16 protein-coding genes are annotated in these 13,605 nt (G+C 57.5%); 1 reads left to right on the plus strand and 15 read right to left on the minus strand.

What is annotated here, in order from left to right:
• Window position 1 precedes the first annotated feature (1 nt).
• The 15 genes from queE to FQ182_RS12455 all read right to left on the minus strand — a co-directional run bounded on the left by queE (window position 2) and on the right by FQ182_RS12455 (window position 12,520).
• The gene (queE, locus tag FQ182_RS12385) at window positions 2-649 is read right to left on the minus strand and encodes a 7-carboxy-7-deazaguanine synthase QueE (RefSeq protein ID WP_149411983.1); all 648 of its coding nucleotides are present in this window, start codon (window positions 647-649) and stop codon (window positions 2-4) included.
• 165 nt (window positions 650-814) lie between these two features.
• Window positions 815-1,657: a tol-pal system protein YbgF gene (gene ybgF, locus FQ182_RS12390; RefSeq protein ID WP_149411982.1), complete on the minus strand. Its 843-nt coding sequence runs from the start codon at window positions 1,655-1,657 to the stop codon at window positions 815-817.
• A gap of 6 nt (window positions 1,658-1,663) precedes the next feature.
• Window positions 1,664-2,164, minus strand: a complete 501-nt coding sequence (gene pal, locus FQ182_RS12395; protein ID WP_133099567.1) for a peptidoglycan-associated lipoprotein Pal — start codon at window positions 2,162-2,164, stop codon at window positions 1,664-1,666.
• Window positions 2,165-2,216: 52 nt separating this feature from the next.
• Window positions 2,217-3,497 (minus strand): Tol-Pal system beta propeller repeat protein TolB, encoded by a 1,281-nt coding sequence (gene tolB / locus FQ182_RS12400; RefSeq protein ID WP_178114441.1) that lies wholly within the window; start codon window positions 3,495-3,497, stop codon window positions 2,217-2,219.
• Between the two features lie 17 nt (window positions 3,498-3,514).
• Window positions 3,515-4,585, minus strand: a complete 1,071-nt coding sequence (tolA, locus tag FQ182_RS12405) for a cell envelope integrity protein TolA (RefSeq protein ID WP_149411981.1) — start codon at window positions 4,583-4,585, stop codon at window positions 3,515-3,517.
• Window positions 4,585-5,037, minus strand: a complete 453-nt coding sequence (tolR, locus tag FQ182_RS12410; protein ID WP_178114448.1) for a protein TolR — start codon at window positions 5,035-5,037, stop codon at window positions 4,585-4,587. Before tolR ends, tolA begins: the two co-directional genes overlap by 1 nt.
• A gap of 23 nt (window positions 5,038-5,060) precedes the next feature.
• Window positions 5,061-5,756: a protein TolQ gene (gene tolQ, locus FQ182_RS12415; protein WP_149411980.1), complete on the minus strand. Its 696-nt coding sequence runs from the start codon at window positions 5,754-5,756 to the stop codon at window positions 5,061-5,063.
• A complete protein-coding gene (gene ybgC, locus FQ182_RS12420) occupies window positions 5,746-6,213 on the minus strand; it encodes a tol-pal system-associated acyl-CoA thioesterase (protein ID WP_149411979.1) in 468 nt (155 codons plus the stop codon). Before ybgC ends, tolQ begins: the two co-directional genes overlap by 11 nt.
• A 139-nt stretch (window positions 6,214-6,352) precedes the next feature.
• Window positions 6,353-7,411 carry a Holliday junction branch migration DNA helicase RuvB gene (gene ruvB / locus FQ182_RS12425; RefSeq protein ID WP_149411978.1) on the minus strand — a complete coding sequence of 353 codons (1,059 nt, stop codon included), beginning with the start codon at window positions 7,409-7,411 and terminating at the stop codon, window positions 6,353-6,355.
• On the minus strand, window positions 7,412-8,023 hold the full coding sequence (ruvA, locus tag FQ182_RS12430; RefSeq protein ID WP_149411977.1) for a Holliday junction branch migration protein RuvA: 612 nt from the start codon (window positions 8,021-8,023) through the stop codon (window positions 7,412-7,414).
• A 117-nt stretch (window positions 8,024-8,140) separates the two neighbouring features.
• Window positions 8,141-8,665 (minus strand): crossover junction endodeoxyribonuclease RuvC, encoded by a 525-nt coding sequence (ruvC, locus tag FQ182_RS12435; protein ID WP_133099575.1) that lies wholly within the window; start codon window positions 8,663-8,665, stop codon window positions 8,141-8,143.
• Between the two features lie 123 nt (window positions 8,666-8,788).
• Entirely contained in the window at window positions 8,789-9,535 is a 747-nt protein-coding gene (locus tag FQ182_RS12440) for a YebC/PmpR family DNA-binding transcriptional regulator (RefSeq protein WP_149411976.1), read from the minus strand.
• Between the two features lie 149 nt (window positions 9,536-9,684).
• Complete coding sequence (gene aspS, locus FQ182_RS12445; RefSeq protein ID WP_149411975.1) at window positions 9,685-11,460, minus strand: aspartate--tRNA ligase; 1,776 nt, start codon at window positions 11,458-11,460, stop codon at window positions 9,685-9,687.
• Window positions 11,461-11,567: 107 nt separating this feature from the next.
• Window positions 11,568-11,789 carry an FmdB family zinc ribbon protein gene (locus FQ182_RS12450; protein ID WP_010208103.1) on the minus strand — a complete coding sequence of 74 codons (222 nt, stop codon included), beginning with the start codon at window positions 11,787-11,789 and terminating at the stop codon, window positions 11,568-11,570.
• Window positions 11,790-12,046: 257 nt separating this feature from the next.
• Window positions 12,047-12,520 carry a Dps family protein gene (locus FQ182_RS12455; RefSeq protein ID WP_133099578.1) on the minus strand — a complete coding sequence of 158 codons (474 nt, stop codon included), beginning with the start codon at window positions 12,518-12,520 and terminating at the stop codon, window positions 12,047-12,049.
• A 429-nt stretch (window positions 12,521-12,949) separates the two neighbouring features.
• Between FQ182_RS12455 and FQ182_RS30675 the strand changes: the two genes are divergently transcribed.
• Window positions 12,950-13,552: a cold-shock protein gene (locus tag FQ182_RS30675; protein ID WP_149411974.1), complete on the plus strand. Its 603-nt coding sequence runs from the start codon at window positions 12,950-12,952 to the stop codon at window positions 13,550-13,552.
• Window positions 13,553-13,605 lie beyond the last annotated feature (53 nt).

A 13,605-nucleotide genomic window follows, 5' to 3' on the forward strand; every position in this document is an offset into this window, starting at 1 on the left:
TTCAGCGCCCCGGCTCGTCATTCCAAAGATATTTATGCAGTTGCAGTTGCAGGCGTACCGGCAAATTGTCCGCGACCACCCAGTCGGCCAGTTCGCGAGCGTTCAAGTCGTGGTGGCTTGGAGAAAACAGCACCTCGCCTGCGCGCCGGTCGAGACCATACTGGATCAGCTTGGAGCTGGCCCAGTCGTAGTCGTCACGGGAACAGATGACGAACTTGACCTGATCGTTGGCCGTCAGCAGCTCGATGTTCTCGTAGCGGTTGCGATTCACTTCCTTGGAGCCAGGCGTCTTGAGGTCGACCACTCGGCTTACCCGAGGGTCGACCGCGGAAATATCCAAGGCACCACTGGTTTCCAGGGACACCTCGTAACCGGCATCACACAGTTGTTTGAGCAAAGGAATGGCATTGGGCTGGGCCAACGGCTCGCCGCCCGTCACACAGACGTAGCGGGGCCGGTAGCTGGCAACCTGCTGGAGGATGTCTTCGAGGGTACGCACGGTACCGCCACTGAAGGCGTAGGCGCTGTCACAGTATTGGCAGCGTAGCGGGCAGCCGGTGAGGCGCACAAATACTGTGGGCAAGCCGGCGGTGCGCGTTTCACCCTGTAACGAGTAAAAAACTTCGGTAATACGTAATGTATCTTGCATAGTCGCCACGGGCGTAACAGCTAAACAGGCTGTCCGCCTCCGTCAGGCACTTCAAGGAGCTCCGCTAACGCGCAAACCCCAAAAAGCGTGTTTCATAAAAGGGCGTGGATTCTAACGAAAAAACCCGCGACAAGCGCGGGTTTCTTCCAAGCAGAGTAGCACCGCTTACATACGCTGCAGATCACGCTGGGCCAACTGAGCGGCGGATGTACCCGGATATTGGGCCACCACCTGCTGCAGAATGCCTTTGACTTTGTCGGCATGACCCAGGCGGCGCTCTACGTCAGCAAGCTTGTACAGCGAGTCAGGCACCTTGGCGTGCTTTGGGTAGAGCTGGCTGACCTTGGCAAAAGCCTGGCCTGCACCTTGCAGATCACCCTTGGCCAAGTTCACCTCACCCAACCAGTATTGGGCATTGCCCGCATACTGACTGTTCGGGTATTTGCGCAGGAAGGCGGCGAAAGCCAGGCTGGCCTTGTCGAAATCCTTTGCTTTGATCAGGTCGAAGGCTGCGTCGTAGTACAGCTTTTCCTTCGCTGGATCACCCGGCTCACTGCTGGCGGCAGGGGCCTGGCTGGCAGCCCCAGCCCCCGCAGCGGCACCACCGGCACCACCGGCGGCGCTTGCGGCGCCACCGGCAGAAGAATTATCAGGAGTGGCGGCTGGTGTAACGCCGGTTCCTATGCGCTTATCAAGATCCTGGTATCGCTCCAGGCCTTCTTGTTTCAGGCGATTTACTTCATTTTGCAGAACTTCAATGGTGCCTTGTTGCTGCGCCAATTGATCCTGCATACGTTGCAGCTGGTTGAACAGCTCGCCCTGTGCCGAAGGAGGGGCCGTAACCCCACCTCCGGCATAGGCGCCGTTCGTGCCATAACCTGCTGGCGGATAGCTGCTCCCGCTATTGTTATAGCCAGAGTTGCTATCTTCCACAGGAACCGCAGCCCACACCGCAAGCGGTGCGAGACTGAGAGCCAATACAGTTACAACACGACGGCACGTTCGCATGACGAATTACTTACGCAGTTCGACGCGACGGTTTTGAGCCCAGGATTGCTCGTCGTTGCCGGTAGCAACTGGACGCTCTTCACCGTAGGAAACCAGTTCCAGCTGAGCTGGGGAAACGCCTTGCAGTACCATGTAGCGCTGAACGGCTTTAGCACGACGCTCGCCCAGTGCCATGTTGTACTCACGAGTACCACGTTCGTCGGTGTTACCTTCCAGAACAACGCGAGCGCCGTTAGCTTTCAGGTCTTTGGCGTGAACGTCCAGAGCGCGCATAGCTTCTGGCTTCAGGTCCGAACTGTCGTATTCGAAGTAGAAAGTAGTGATAGCGCGCAGAGCAGCTTCTTCGCTCAGGGAGCCGTCAACTGCACCAGTGTTAGCGCCGTAACCAGCGTTTGGATCAACAGCTGCGCCTTCACCGGCATTGTCGCCGCCTTTAGACGAGCAACCAACGGCTACGGACAAAGCCAGAGCCAGAGCAGCAAACTTACCAAACTTCAGCATTTCCATCGTGAAACTCCTAATGAACCCCAGTGTGTTAAGCAAATCTTGTAGCGCCGCGTCAGTTCAGGTAAGGGGACCAGGACGGTTCTCTGACTTCGCCTTGTGCGGTAGGAAGCGGGAGCCTTACGCGTCCATTAATGGACACGAGCATCAAGACTCCCCGGCCCTGCTGGCGGGTGGCGTAGATTACCATGGTGCCGTTGGGCGCAACAGTAGGCGACTCATCAAGAGTGCTCTCTGTAAGGATTTTTACGCTTCCGCGCTGCAAATCCTGGGCCGCAACCTTGAAATTAGTGAAGCCTTCCTGACGATGGATCATCACCAGAGTCTTTTCATCGGCCGAAAGCTTCGGATTGGCGTTGTAGTTACCAATAAAAGTCACACGTTCGGCACCACCACCGCTGACGCTGCTTTTATAGATTTGTGGCTTGCCGCCACGGTCGGAGGTGAAGTAGATGGTTGAACCATCCTTGCCCCAGAACGGTTCGGTGTTAATGCCAGGACCATTGGTGACACGGCTGATCTGGCGCGAACCGAGGTTCATCACGTAGATATCCGGGTTACCGTCCTTGGACAGTACGAATGCCAGGCGATTGCCATCCGGCGACCACGCAGGCGCGCCGTTCAGGCCTTCAAAGTTGGTGATTTGCTCGCGGCGACCGGTGTCGATGTGCTGAACGAAGATGCGCGGACGCTTCTGTTCAAACGACACGTAGGCAATACGCTTGCCATCCGGCGCGAAACGCGGCGACAGGATTGGCTCACGGGACTGCAACAGGGTCACCGCACGGGCACCGTCGTAGTCCGAACGCTGCAGGGTGTAGCGAGTGTTGTTCACCGAAAAGCGCTCGGCTGTCACGTACAGTATGCGAGTGGAGAACGCACCTTTGATACCGACCAGCTTTTCAAACGACTGGTCGGCAATGTAGTGCGCCATGTCCCGCAGTTGATCGACACTTCCCGAAACGCTACCGGTCAGCACTTGTTGCTCGGTGGCAACGTTGAACAGGGCGTATTGCACCTGCAGGCGACCACCGGCCGGAACGATGCTACCCACCATCAAGTACTGGGCACCCAAGGCCTTCCAGTCACGGTAGATGACTTCGCTGGCCTGGGTCGGCTGGCTGATCATGTTCTGTTTTGGAATTGGCGAGTAGTAACCCGAGTTGCGCAGGTCATTACCAATGATTTCCGCCATGTCGTCCGGCAGTACGCTGCCGCCCTGCCAGCCAAACGGTACAACAGCAATCGGAGTGGCCCGATCGCTACCGCTGGTGACCAGGATGTTCTTTTCATCCGCCGCCGCTATCCCTGCCATGCAGCAAATAACGACAAGCATTCCTCGAAGAAGGTTTCTCACAAGGCTAGATCCTCAGGTGTGAATGTCATCTTGAATGAACGATAGGGAGCGAAGTCGCTTGGTTTCATTCCCTGCATCTCGGTCAACCGGCCAATATTCTTGACCGCTGCAACCGCGGAACTGTCGAACGAACCATCACCACTGGACTTGGCCACACTGACCGAAGTCACCGTACCGTCCGGCAACATGCCGATCTGCAGCACTACTGTCATGCCTTTGCGCGCCGAAGGTGGGCGTGCCCAACCTTCCGCTGCCCGTGCTCGAATCAGATCGTCGAAACTGCCCGCGACTTCATCACCACGTTCATCGGCCAAGGCCTGCTGACGCTGAGGCGTGTCGGAAAGCAAATCGGCCAAGGCCTGGGCCTTTTTGTCTTCGGTCGATTTACGCGCTGCGTCCTGCGCCTTTTTCTTGGCCGCATCAGCAGAGGCTTTCTTCTTCGCATCGTCGGCGACTTTTTTCTTCGCCTCGTCTGCTTCAGATTTCTTCTTGGCGTCGTCCGCGGCTTTTTTCTTCGCGTCTTCGACTATCTTTTTCTTAGCCTCTTCAGCGGCCTTTTTCTTGGCCTCTTCTTCGGCAGCTTTCTTGGCTTCTTCTTCAGATTTTTTCTTGGCTACATCAGCCAACTGTTTCTCTTCAGCCTTTTTAGCTTCGGCAGCTTTATCGGCTTTTTTGGCTTCATCAGCCTTTTTAGCCTCGTCGGCTTTCTTCGCTTCGTCAGACTTTTTAGCTTCCTCGGCCTTTTGAGCAGACTCTTCTTTCTTTTGTTCCGCAGCCTTCACCGCTTCCTGCTCGACCTTCTTCTGTTCCATCTGTTCGACTTCAGTCTGGCGCGCAGCCGACTTCTGGGCCTCACCCGCAATCTTCTGATTGGTCTGGGTGGTGGCCTGACTTTTCGATTTCAGTTGATACAGGGTCGCCTGCACGATCGGCTTGGCTGGCGGCAGGTCCGGCGTCATGGCAAAGCTGACGAACAGCATGCCAAACGCCAGGACGTGCAGGGCAATTGCCCAGACGCTAGGCCAAAAGAAGCTTTCCGAAGCGGACGGCTCTCGCTGTTGGTGCATCAGGGCGCCTCGGTAATCAAGCCAACATTACCGACCCCAGCCTTCTGCAGGCCGCCCATGGCACCCATGACGGACCCGTAGTCGACGACCTTGTCGCCACGGATGAACACCTGGGTGTGCTTGCCGCCTTCGTTGCCGGCGCGAATGATCTTGGTCACTGCCTCGGTCATCTGCGGCAAGGTCATGGCCTTGTCTTGCTGTTTCTGGGTATCGACTTCGCTGCCAAGGTTCCAGTAATAGGTCTTGTCAGCCTTGATCGAAATGGTCAGGACCTGGGTGTTGTTGTCTTGCGGCAAGGCTTCACTGGAAACCTTGGGCAGATCAACCTTCACGCCCTGATTGAGCATCGGCGCGGTCACCATGAAGATAACCAGCAGCACCAGCATCACGTCGATGTAAGGCACTACGTTCATCTCGGCGACCGGCTTGCGCTTTTTCCGAGCTCGAGCGATTAAAGCCATTGGGAATTACCTGCTTATTCTTCGCTGGTGTGCACTTTACGGTGCAGGATCGCCTGGAACTCATCGGCGAAGGTGTAGTAACGGCTGATCAAGGTTTCGCCGCGAGCAGCAAAACGGTTGTAGGCGATTACTGCGGGAATGGCAGCGAATAGACCGATGGCCGTGGCGATCAGGGCTTCGGCGATACCGGGGGCCACAGTGGCCAGAGTCGCTTGCTGGGCCGTGGCCAAGCCGCGGAAGGAGTTCATGATCCCCCACACGGTACCAAACAGACCGATGTACGGGCTGACGGAACCGACGGTGGCGAGAAATGGCAGGCTCTGCTCCAGCTTCTCTTCTTCACGGGAAATGGCGACGCGCATGGCACGGGCCACGCCTTCCATGACCGCTTCCGGATCAACACCCGACTGCTGACGCAGACGGGAGAACTCCTTGAAGCCGGCGCGGAAGATTTGCTCCACGCCCGAATCCGGGTCCGGATTGCTGCCAGCCTGGCGGTACAGTTTGGATAGGTCGATACCCGACCAGAAGCGCTCCTCGAAGCTCTCCAGGGCACGTCGAGCGGCGCGCATCAGGTTGCTGCGCTGAAAAATCATGACCCATGAGGTAACCGATGCGGCTACCAGGATCAGCATCACCAGTTGAACCACGACACTGGCATTGCTGACCAAGCTCCACATGGAGGAATGGTCGACGACGTTAGCTTCCACGCTTTATCTCCTGCTCTGAATGTTTACCCGCGCCGCTCACGGCGGCAAAGGCCGCACGTAGAGCTTCGGGAATGGCCCGGGGTTTCAAACTATTGGTGCGCACACAGGCCACCAGGAACTGCCCCTCACAGAGCAGCGTTGCATCCGTAGCCCGCCTGACCTGCTGTTTAAAGCGCAGGCTGGCACGGTTCAATTCGGTTATTTGCGCACTGACCAACAGTTCATCGTCCAGTCGCGCCGGCGCGTAGTAACGAGCCTCGCTGGAATGCACGACGAACAACAGGTCCTCCCCTGCAAGCGTGGATTGGGCAAAGCCCATCTCCCGTAGCCGCTCGGTTCGAGCCCGCTCCATGAACTTGAGGTAATTGACGTAATACACGATGCCGCCAGCATCGGTGTCCTCGTAATAAACGCGACAACGATGTGTGAACGACTGATCCCCATTTTGCGCGCGCATACTCTAGTGCTTACTCCTCAGGTTGCCAATCCGGCCAGGCAACTGTTTTTGCATTCTCGTACACATTTCTAACGAAAGAATGACGACACCAGCCACTAGGACAGCACAAACGTTGAATAAATCGACTCGCCACGCCTTTTTAATCGTCTACCGCATCAAGGAATTCGTCTACCACGGGCATCTCGCCCAATCGTGACGGAATGTTTAACCCGAAGTGCAAGTACGCATGCCGAGTCACTACGCGGCCCCTCGGCGTACGCATGATATAGCCCTGCTGGATCAGGTAAGGCTCCAGCACGTCCTCGATGGTATGTCGCTCTTCACTGATGGCCGCCGCGAGGCTGTCCACACCCACCGGGCCACCGTCGAACTTCTCGATCATGGTCAACAGCAAGCGCCGGTCTTGATGGTCGAAACCATGCTCATCGATATCCAGCAGGTTGAGCGCTCGGTCGGCGACGGCCTTGGTGATATGGCCATTGGCGCGCACTTCAGCAAAGTCCCTTACCCGACGCAACAAACGGTTGGCAATACGCGGCGTCCCACGGGCGCGACGGGCGATTTCGTAGCCGCCATCAGGGTCCAGCGGCAAACCGAGAATCCCCGCAGAACGACCGACAATAGTCGCCAGGTCGGCAGTGCTATAGAACTCTAGACGTTGAACAATGCCGAAACGGTCTCGCAGCGGATTGGTCAGCATCCCGGCACGAGTGGTCGCGCCCACCAGGGTAAAGGGAGGTAAGTCGAGTTTGATCGAGCGCGCCGCCGGCCCTTCGCCGATCATGATGTCCAGCTGGAAGTCTTCCATGGCCGGGTACAGCACTTCTTCGACGATAGGTGAGAGCCGGTGGATTTCGTCGATAAACAGCACATCATGAGGCTCAAGGTTGGTCAGCAGCGCCGCCAAGTCGCCCGGACGCTCCAGTACCGGCCCCGAGGTGCTCTTGATCGACACACCCATTTCCTGGGCAATGATGTGGGCCAGGGTTGTCTTGCCCAGGCCCGGCGGGCCGAAGATCAACGTGTGGTCCAGGGACTCGTTACGCCCGCGCGCCGCCTGGATGAATAGCTCCATCTGCTCGCGCACGGTGGGCTGGCCAATGTATTCGGCAAGGCTTAGGGGGCGAATGGCCCGATCCTGTACTTCTTCACGGTCGCGAGGGCCGGTGGCCGCAATCAGACGATCAGCTTCAATCACTTAAATCATTCCCTTCAGGGCGCGGCGGATCATGTCTTCACTGCTCAGGTTCTTGTCCTTGATCGCCGACACAGCCTTACTGGCTTCCTGAGGCTTGTAACCCAGGGAAATCAGCGCGCTGACTGCATCACTCTCGGCGCTGGCCACCGGCACACCCGGAGCATCCGGTTGATTGGGTACCAGGGCAAACATGCTCGGCACCACCTCCCAACCCTTGAAGCGGTCCTTGAGTTCCACCAGCAGTCGCTCGGCGGTTTTCTTGCCGACACCCGGCACCTTGGTCAACGCCGACGTGTCCTGGGCCGAGACGCAGCGCACCAGCTCATCGACTTCCAGGCTCGACATCAAGGCCAGGGCCAGTTTTGGCCCGACGCCGTTGAGACGAATCAGCTCGCGGAAAAAATCACGATCGCGCTTGCCAATAAAACCATAGAGCAATTGCGCGTCTTCGCGCACCACCAGGTGCGTGTGCAAGGTCAGCGGCTCGCCGACCGACGGTAGGCGATAGAGGGTGGTCATGGGCACTTCCAGCTCATACCCCAGCCCGTTTACATCCAGAATCAGGTGCGGCGGCTGTTTCTCAGCCAAGGTGCCGCGCAAGCGTCCAATCACGTTTCAGATCCTTAAAGCTTCAGTCAGATCAGGGCCTGACCTGGAATAACGTAGCCATGTCGGCCGACAACACAGGCCGTCTCATGCGCCACATGCAAAATGATTGCGCTGATGCTATCAGAGACGCAGCCGCCCGCCACGACTGCGTGCCGCGCCCAATCCATGAGGCAGCAGGCTGGAGCGGGTATGGGCGTGACAAATGGCAATGGCCAGGGCATCGGAGGCGTCGATCTGCGGTTTGGCAGTGAGCTTAAGCATGTGCATGACCATCATCTGCACCTGATCTTTATTGGCGGCCCCAGTGCCGACGACCGCTTGCTTGACCTGGGTCGCAGTGTATTCGGCGATCTCCATGCCTTCCTCGGCACCGGCAACAATGGCGGCGCCACGGGCCTGGCCCAACTTCAAGGCAGAATCGGCGTTTTTAGCCATAAAGACCTTTTCAATGCCCATGGTCACCGGGCCGTAGGTCTGGATCACTTCACGTACGCCGCGATAGACAATTTGCAAACGCTCGGCCAACTCGCCAGAGCCCGTGCGGATGCAACCGGAGGCGACGTAGACACAGCCTCGCGGGGTATCTTGGACCACGCCAAAGCCGGTGATTCGCGAACCGGGGTCGATACCTAAGATAAGAGTCATAACGCCTATTGCCGAACAGTTAAGGAATGAAACGCGGAACCCAAAACCTGAGGCCAGACACTCATTGTGGCGAGGGATCTTGCTCCCTCACCACAGAGGTGATGTATCCAGACACAAAGCCAATCAGCCGAGCTGTTCGGCCACGGACTCCGCAATATCGGCGTTGGAGTAGACGTTCTGCACGTCATCCAGGTCTTCCAGCATATCGAGCAACTTCAGCACCTTCTCGGCGCCGTCCAGATCCAGCTCCGCGCTGGTGGTCGGCAGCATGACGATTTCCGCATCGGTACCCTTGAAGCCGGCGGCTTCCAGGGCATTGCGCACGGAATAGAAGCCGGCGAACGAGGTGAACACGTCGATGGAACCGTCTTCGTTGGTCACCACGTCGTCGGCGTCGGCCTCCATGGCCGCTTCCATCAGCGCATCTTCGTCAACGCCTGGCGCAAAGGAAATCTGCCCCTTGCGCTCGAACAAATAAGCCACCGAACCATCAGTGCCCAGGTTGCCGCCGCACTTGCTGAACGCATGGCGCACTGCCGCCGCAGTACGGTTGCGGTTATCGGTCATGCACTCGACCATCACCGCCACGCCACCGGGGCCATAGCCTTCGTAGCTCAGTTCGACCATATCGTCGGTTTCGGCCGCACCGGCACCACGGGCCACGGCGCGATCAATAATATCGCGGCTCATGTTGGCGCCCAGGGCCTTATCCAGCGCCAGGCGCAGACGCGGATTGGAGCCCGGATCAGCGCCACCCTGGCGGGCAGCGACGGTCAGCTCGCGAATCCACTTGGTAAAGATCTTGCCCTTCTTGGCATCCTGACGCTCTTTGCGGTGCTTGATGTTCGCCCACTTGGAATGGCCAGCCATAACACAACTCCGAAATTCTCTAGAAACCTTAACGATCCCGCCCCAGGCAGGACTTCTTTCTTTAACGCAAAGACCTTGTAACGCAAAGGCGCATCCGAAGATGCGCCTTTTTGACTGCGTAAACCTTATCGCGCTTTCACGCAGCAGCCTTACTCAGCCTTCGGCACTTCACGCAGACGGATGTGCAGCTCGCGCAGAGCCTTGGCATCCACCACACTCGGTGCTTGCGTCATCACGCAGGCAGCACTCTGGGTTTTCGGGAAGGCGATCACTTCACGGATCGACTGCGCACCGGTCATCAGCATCACCAGACGGTCAAGGCCGAAGGCCAGGCCGCCGTGGGGTGGCGCGCCGTATTTCAGGGCGTCGAGCAGGAAGCCGAATTTCTCTTCCTGTTCCGCTTCGCTGATACCCAGCAGGCGGAAGACCGATTGCTGCATATCCTTGCGGTGGATACGAATAGAACCGCCACCCAGCTCAGTACCGTTCAGCACCATGTCGTAGGCACGGGACAGGGCGGTGGCCGGGCTGGCCTCCAACTCTTGTGGGGTGCACTTGGGCGCAGTGAACGGGTGGTGCAAGGCGCTGAAGCTACCGTCGTCGTTCTCTTCGAACATCGGAAAGTCGACGACCCACATTGGCGCCCATTCGCTGGTCAGCAGGTTCAGGTCGTTGCCGACCTTGATCCGCAGTGCGCCCAGGGCTTCGCTGACGATCTTCGACTTGTCGGCGCCGAAGAATACGATGTCGCCGTCGACCGCGCCAACGCGATCAAGGATCACGTTGAGGTTGGCTTCAGGGATATTTTTGACGATTGGCGATTGCAACCCCTCGACACCCTTCGCGCGCTCGTTGACCTTGATGTACGCCAGGCCCCTGGCACCGTAGATGCCGACGAACTTGGTGTAGTCGTCGATCTGCTTGCGCGCAATGCTCGCCCCGCCAGGAACGCGCAAGGCAGCGATGCGGCATTTCGGGTCGTTGGCCGGGCCGCTGAACACCTTGAAGTCGACGTCTTTGAGTTGATCGGCAACGTCCACCAGTTCCAGCGGGTTACGCAGGTCTGGTTTGTCGGAACCGTAACGGCGCATGGCCTCGTCCCAGGTCATGTGCGGGAACTCACCGAATTCCAGACCCAGCACTTCCTTGAACAGGTTGCGGATCATGCCTTCGGTCAGGCCCATGATGTCTTTTTCATCGAGGAAGCTGGTCTCGATGTCGATCTGGGTGAATTCCGGCTGGCGGTCGGCTCGCAGGTCTTCGTCACGAAAGCACTTGGCGATCTGGTAGTAACGGTCGAAACCGGCAACCATCAGCAGTTGCTTGAACAGTTGCGGCGATTGCGGCAAGGCGAAGAAGGAACCGGCGTGGGTACGGCTCGGCACCAGGTAGTCACGAGCGCCTTCCGGAGTCGCACGGGTCAGGATCGGCGTCTCGACGTCGAGGAAGCCGTTCTCGTCCAGATAGCGACGGATGCTGGTGGTCATGCGCGAACGCAGTCGCAGCTTCTCCAGCATTTCCGGACGACGCAGGTCGATAAAACGATAGCGCAAGCGGGTTTCTTCGCCAACGTCGGAGAACTCGTTGAGCGGGAACGGCGGGGTTTCCGCTTCGTTCAGCACTTCCAGCTCGTAACCCAAAACCTCGATCATGCCCGACGCCATGTTGACGTTGCCGGCACCGGCTGGACGCAGGCGTACCTTGCCGGTGATCTTGACCACGTACTCGCTGCGCACGCGGTCGGCGGCGGCGAAGGTTTCAGCGCGGTCCGGGTCGAACACCACTTGGGCCAGACCGTCACGATCACGGATATCGAGGAAGATCACCCCGCCGTGGTCGCGGCGACGGTGAACCCATCCGCACAGGGTGATTTCCTGACCTTCCAGGGTCTCGTTCAGTTGGCCGCAATAGTGGCTGCGCATCATGATAGTGGTTTCACTTCTCGTAATTCGAAATTCGGTGGAGGTCTTGCTTAACTCAGCACCTTAAGTCAGGCACCGGATAATGCAAGCGCTCGCGCGTAGAGTTCAACTCAGTCTGCTTTGTCGCCGCCGGCCAAATTCTTCTTCGAGCCGGTCTTGAAGTCGGTCTCGTACCAGCCAGAACCGCTCAAGCGAAAGCCCGGCATGGACAACATCTTTTTAAGCTCTGGCGCCTGACAAGCAGGGCAATCGACCAACGGCGCGGCGCTGATCTTTTGAATGGCTTCCAACTGATGACCACAGGAAGCGCATTGATAGTCGTACATGGGCATGGAGATGTCTCGGCGATCAGGTCACTGCTGCGCTGCGCTCTGACCCGGACCTTGGAAAAAAGCCCGGCATGCGCAGCAAAGGGCGGGATTATATCTGGTAAATCGAGGCTGTGCAGCCGTAGTGGTGCGCAGCTCTTTATAGAGAACCTGTCAGCCCGGTTTCTGCCCGATACCCAACCCTGCTGTCAGCAGGAAGCCTGCGGGCAGGAAAGGTAGACAGGCGAGTGACGCCAAAAAACGCCACTCACCAGCGTGGCTTACTGACTATCGAGCAGCGAACGCAACATCCATGCAGTTTTCTCGTGAACCTGCATGCGCTGGGTCAACAAATCCGCAGTGGGCTCGTCACTGACTTTATCGAGCAGCGGGAAGATCCCGCGCGCGGTCCGGGTAACAGCTTCCTGACCCTGGACAAGTTGCTTGATCATGTCTTCAGCACTGGGCACACCCTCTTCTTCCTTGATGGAAGAAAGACGGGCATAGACAGAGTACGCGCCAGGCGCTGGAAAACCCAAGGCACGAATACGTTCGGCAATTGAATCAACTGCCAGCGCCAGCTCGTTATATTGCTCTTCAAACATCAAGTGCAGCGTACGAAACATCGGGCCAGTCACGTTCCAATGGAAGTTATGGGTCTTCAGGTAAAGTACATAGGTATCTGAAAGCAGCCGTGAAAGTCCGTCAACAATGGATTTACGATCTTCTTCACTGATACCAATATCGATTGCCATGTTTATCCCCTTCAATTAATGGACATTCATTGATCAGGTGCAGGACCACTCTAGCAAGAGTATCGGCCTTGTGCAGCCCAACACCTATGCGCGACGTGCGGCAAATCACCTCTTGCAGCGCACACAACAGCAGCGGGCAAGGCTTTTCCCATTGCAAAAAAAAAACGCACGATGGGCGAAAAAAGCGCCGCACCTGTCTAGGACACGCGTTTGCAGGGGAAATGCAGTGGCTGTCGTAATGGCCTGAAACGCTTGATTTGAGAAGGCACAGGCTTTGCTGTTAAATAGGCGGCGTGTCGCTGCCGCTATTTTCCCGCGTTCAGCGCATAGGCTGATACCCGCGCACGTGCCCAACGCCTCCCATTGTTCAGAAGCGAACCGTGCCAGTCAGCTCTTCCTTGTGATCCGTCTTAACGTGAGTTAATCAAAATGTTGAAAATCGTCCACCTGCTAACGGGCGCTGCAGCTTTGCTGCTGTCCTTTACCCCTAGTCTGCGAACCGAAACCCTACCCTACCTGCAACAACCCGATGCTCTGTACCTGGCCTTTTTCGGTCTTATTAACCTGACACTGGCTCCAGTCATTCCTTACTGGAACAAAGGCCCGCGTCATCAACTGCAAAATCTGGTCAGCGCCCTGCTGGTGCTGGCTGTCGTCGTGCAAACCCTTACCCTGCTGGCGCCAATGCCTGAAGTCGGTGGCCATCCGGCTGTCCTGCTCAGCCTGGTGATTACCCTGATTGCTATCGTTCTTCATCTGGCCATTAGCTTCTACCGTTCATCCCCGGCCGCCGCATCGCAAAGCTACGACATGACCAACCGGGATACCGGGACCGTCAAGTGGTTCAACACGTCCAAAGGCTTCGGCTTTATTTCTCGGGATTCGGGCGACGATATCTTCGTCCACTTCCGGGCCATCCGTGGCGAAGGCCATCGCGTCCTAGTCGAAGGCCAGCGCGTGGAGTTCTCCGTGATGAACCGTGACAAGGGCCTGCAAGCTGAAGACGTGATCGCCGCCTTGCCGCGCCGCTGATTTCAGTCTGCAAAAAAGAAACCGCGATGCAGCCAACGCTGCATCGCGGTTTT

The organism is Pseudomonas sp. ANT_H4 (genome assembly GCF_008369295.1).
Taxonomy (GTDB): Bacteria; Pseudomonadota; Gammaproteobacteria; order Pseudomonadales; family Pseudomonadaceae; genus Aquipseudomonas.

Excerpts from the sequence above, each read along its gene's own strand:
- queE (WP_149411983.1), bottom strand. The coding sequence starts at position 649 with ATGCAAGATACATTACGTATTACCGAAGTTTTTTACTCGTTACAGGGT.
- ybgF (WP_149411982.1), bottom strand. The coding sequence starts at position 1,657 with ATGCGAACGTGCCGTCGTGTTGTAACTGTATTGGCTCTCAGTCTCGCA.
- pal (WP_133099567.1), bottom strand. The coding sequence starts at position 2,164 with ATGGAAATGCTGAAGTTTGGTAAGTTTGCTGCTCTGGCTCTGGCTTTG.
- tolB (WP_178114441.1), bottom strand. The coding sequence starts at position 3,497 with ATGCTTGTCGTTATTTGCTGCATGGCAGGGATAGCGGCGGCGGATGAA.
- tolA (WP_149411981.1), bottom strand. The coding sequence starts at position 4,585 with ATGCACCAACAGCGAGAGCCGTCCGCTTCGGAAAGCTTCTTTTGGCCT.
- ybgC (WP_149411979.1), bottom strand. The coding sequence starts at position 6,213 with ATGCGCGCGCAAAATGGGGATCAGTCGTTCACACATCGTTGTCGCGTT.
- ruvC (WP_133099575.1), bottom strand. The coding sequence starts at position 8,665 with ATGACTCTTATCTTAGGTATCGACCCCGGTTCGCGAATCACCGGCTTT.
- FQ182_RS12440 (WP_149411976.1), bottom strand. The coding sequence starts at position 9,535 with ATGGCTGGCCATTCCAAGTGGGCGAACATCAAGCACCGCAAAGAGCGT.
- aspS (WP_149411975.1), bottom strand. The coding sequence starts at position 11,460 with ATGATGCGCAGCCACTATTGCGGCCAACTGAACGAGACCCTGGAAGGT.
- FQ182_RS12450 (WP_010208103.1), bottom strand. The coding sequence starts at position 11,789 with ATGCCCATGTACGACTATCAATGCGCTTCCTGTGGTCATCAGTTGGAA.
- FQ182_RS12455 (WP_133099578.1), bottom strand. The coding sequence starts at position 12,520 with ATGGCAATCGATATTGGTATCAGTGAAGAAGATCGTAAATCCATTGTT.
- FQ182_RS30675 (WP_149411974.1), top strand. The coding sequence starts at position 12,950 with ATGTTGAAAATCGTCCACCTGCTAACGGGCGCTGCAGCTTTGCTGCTG.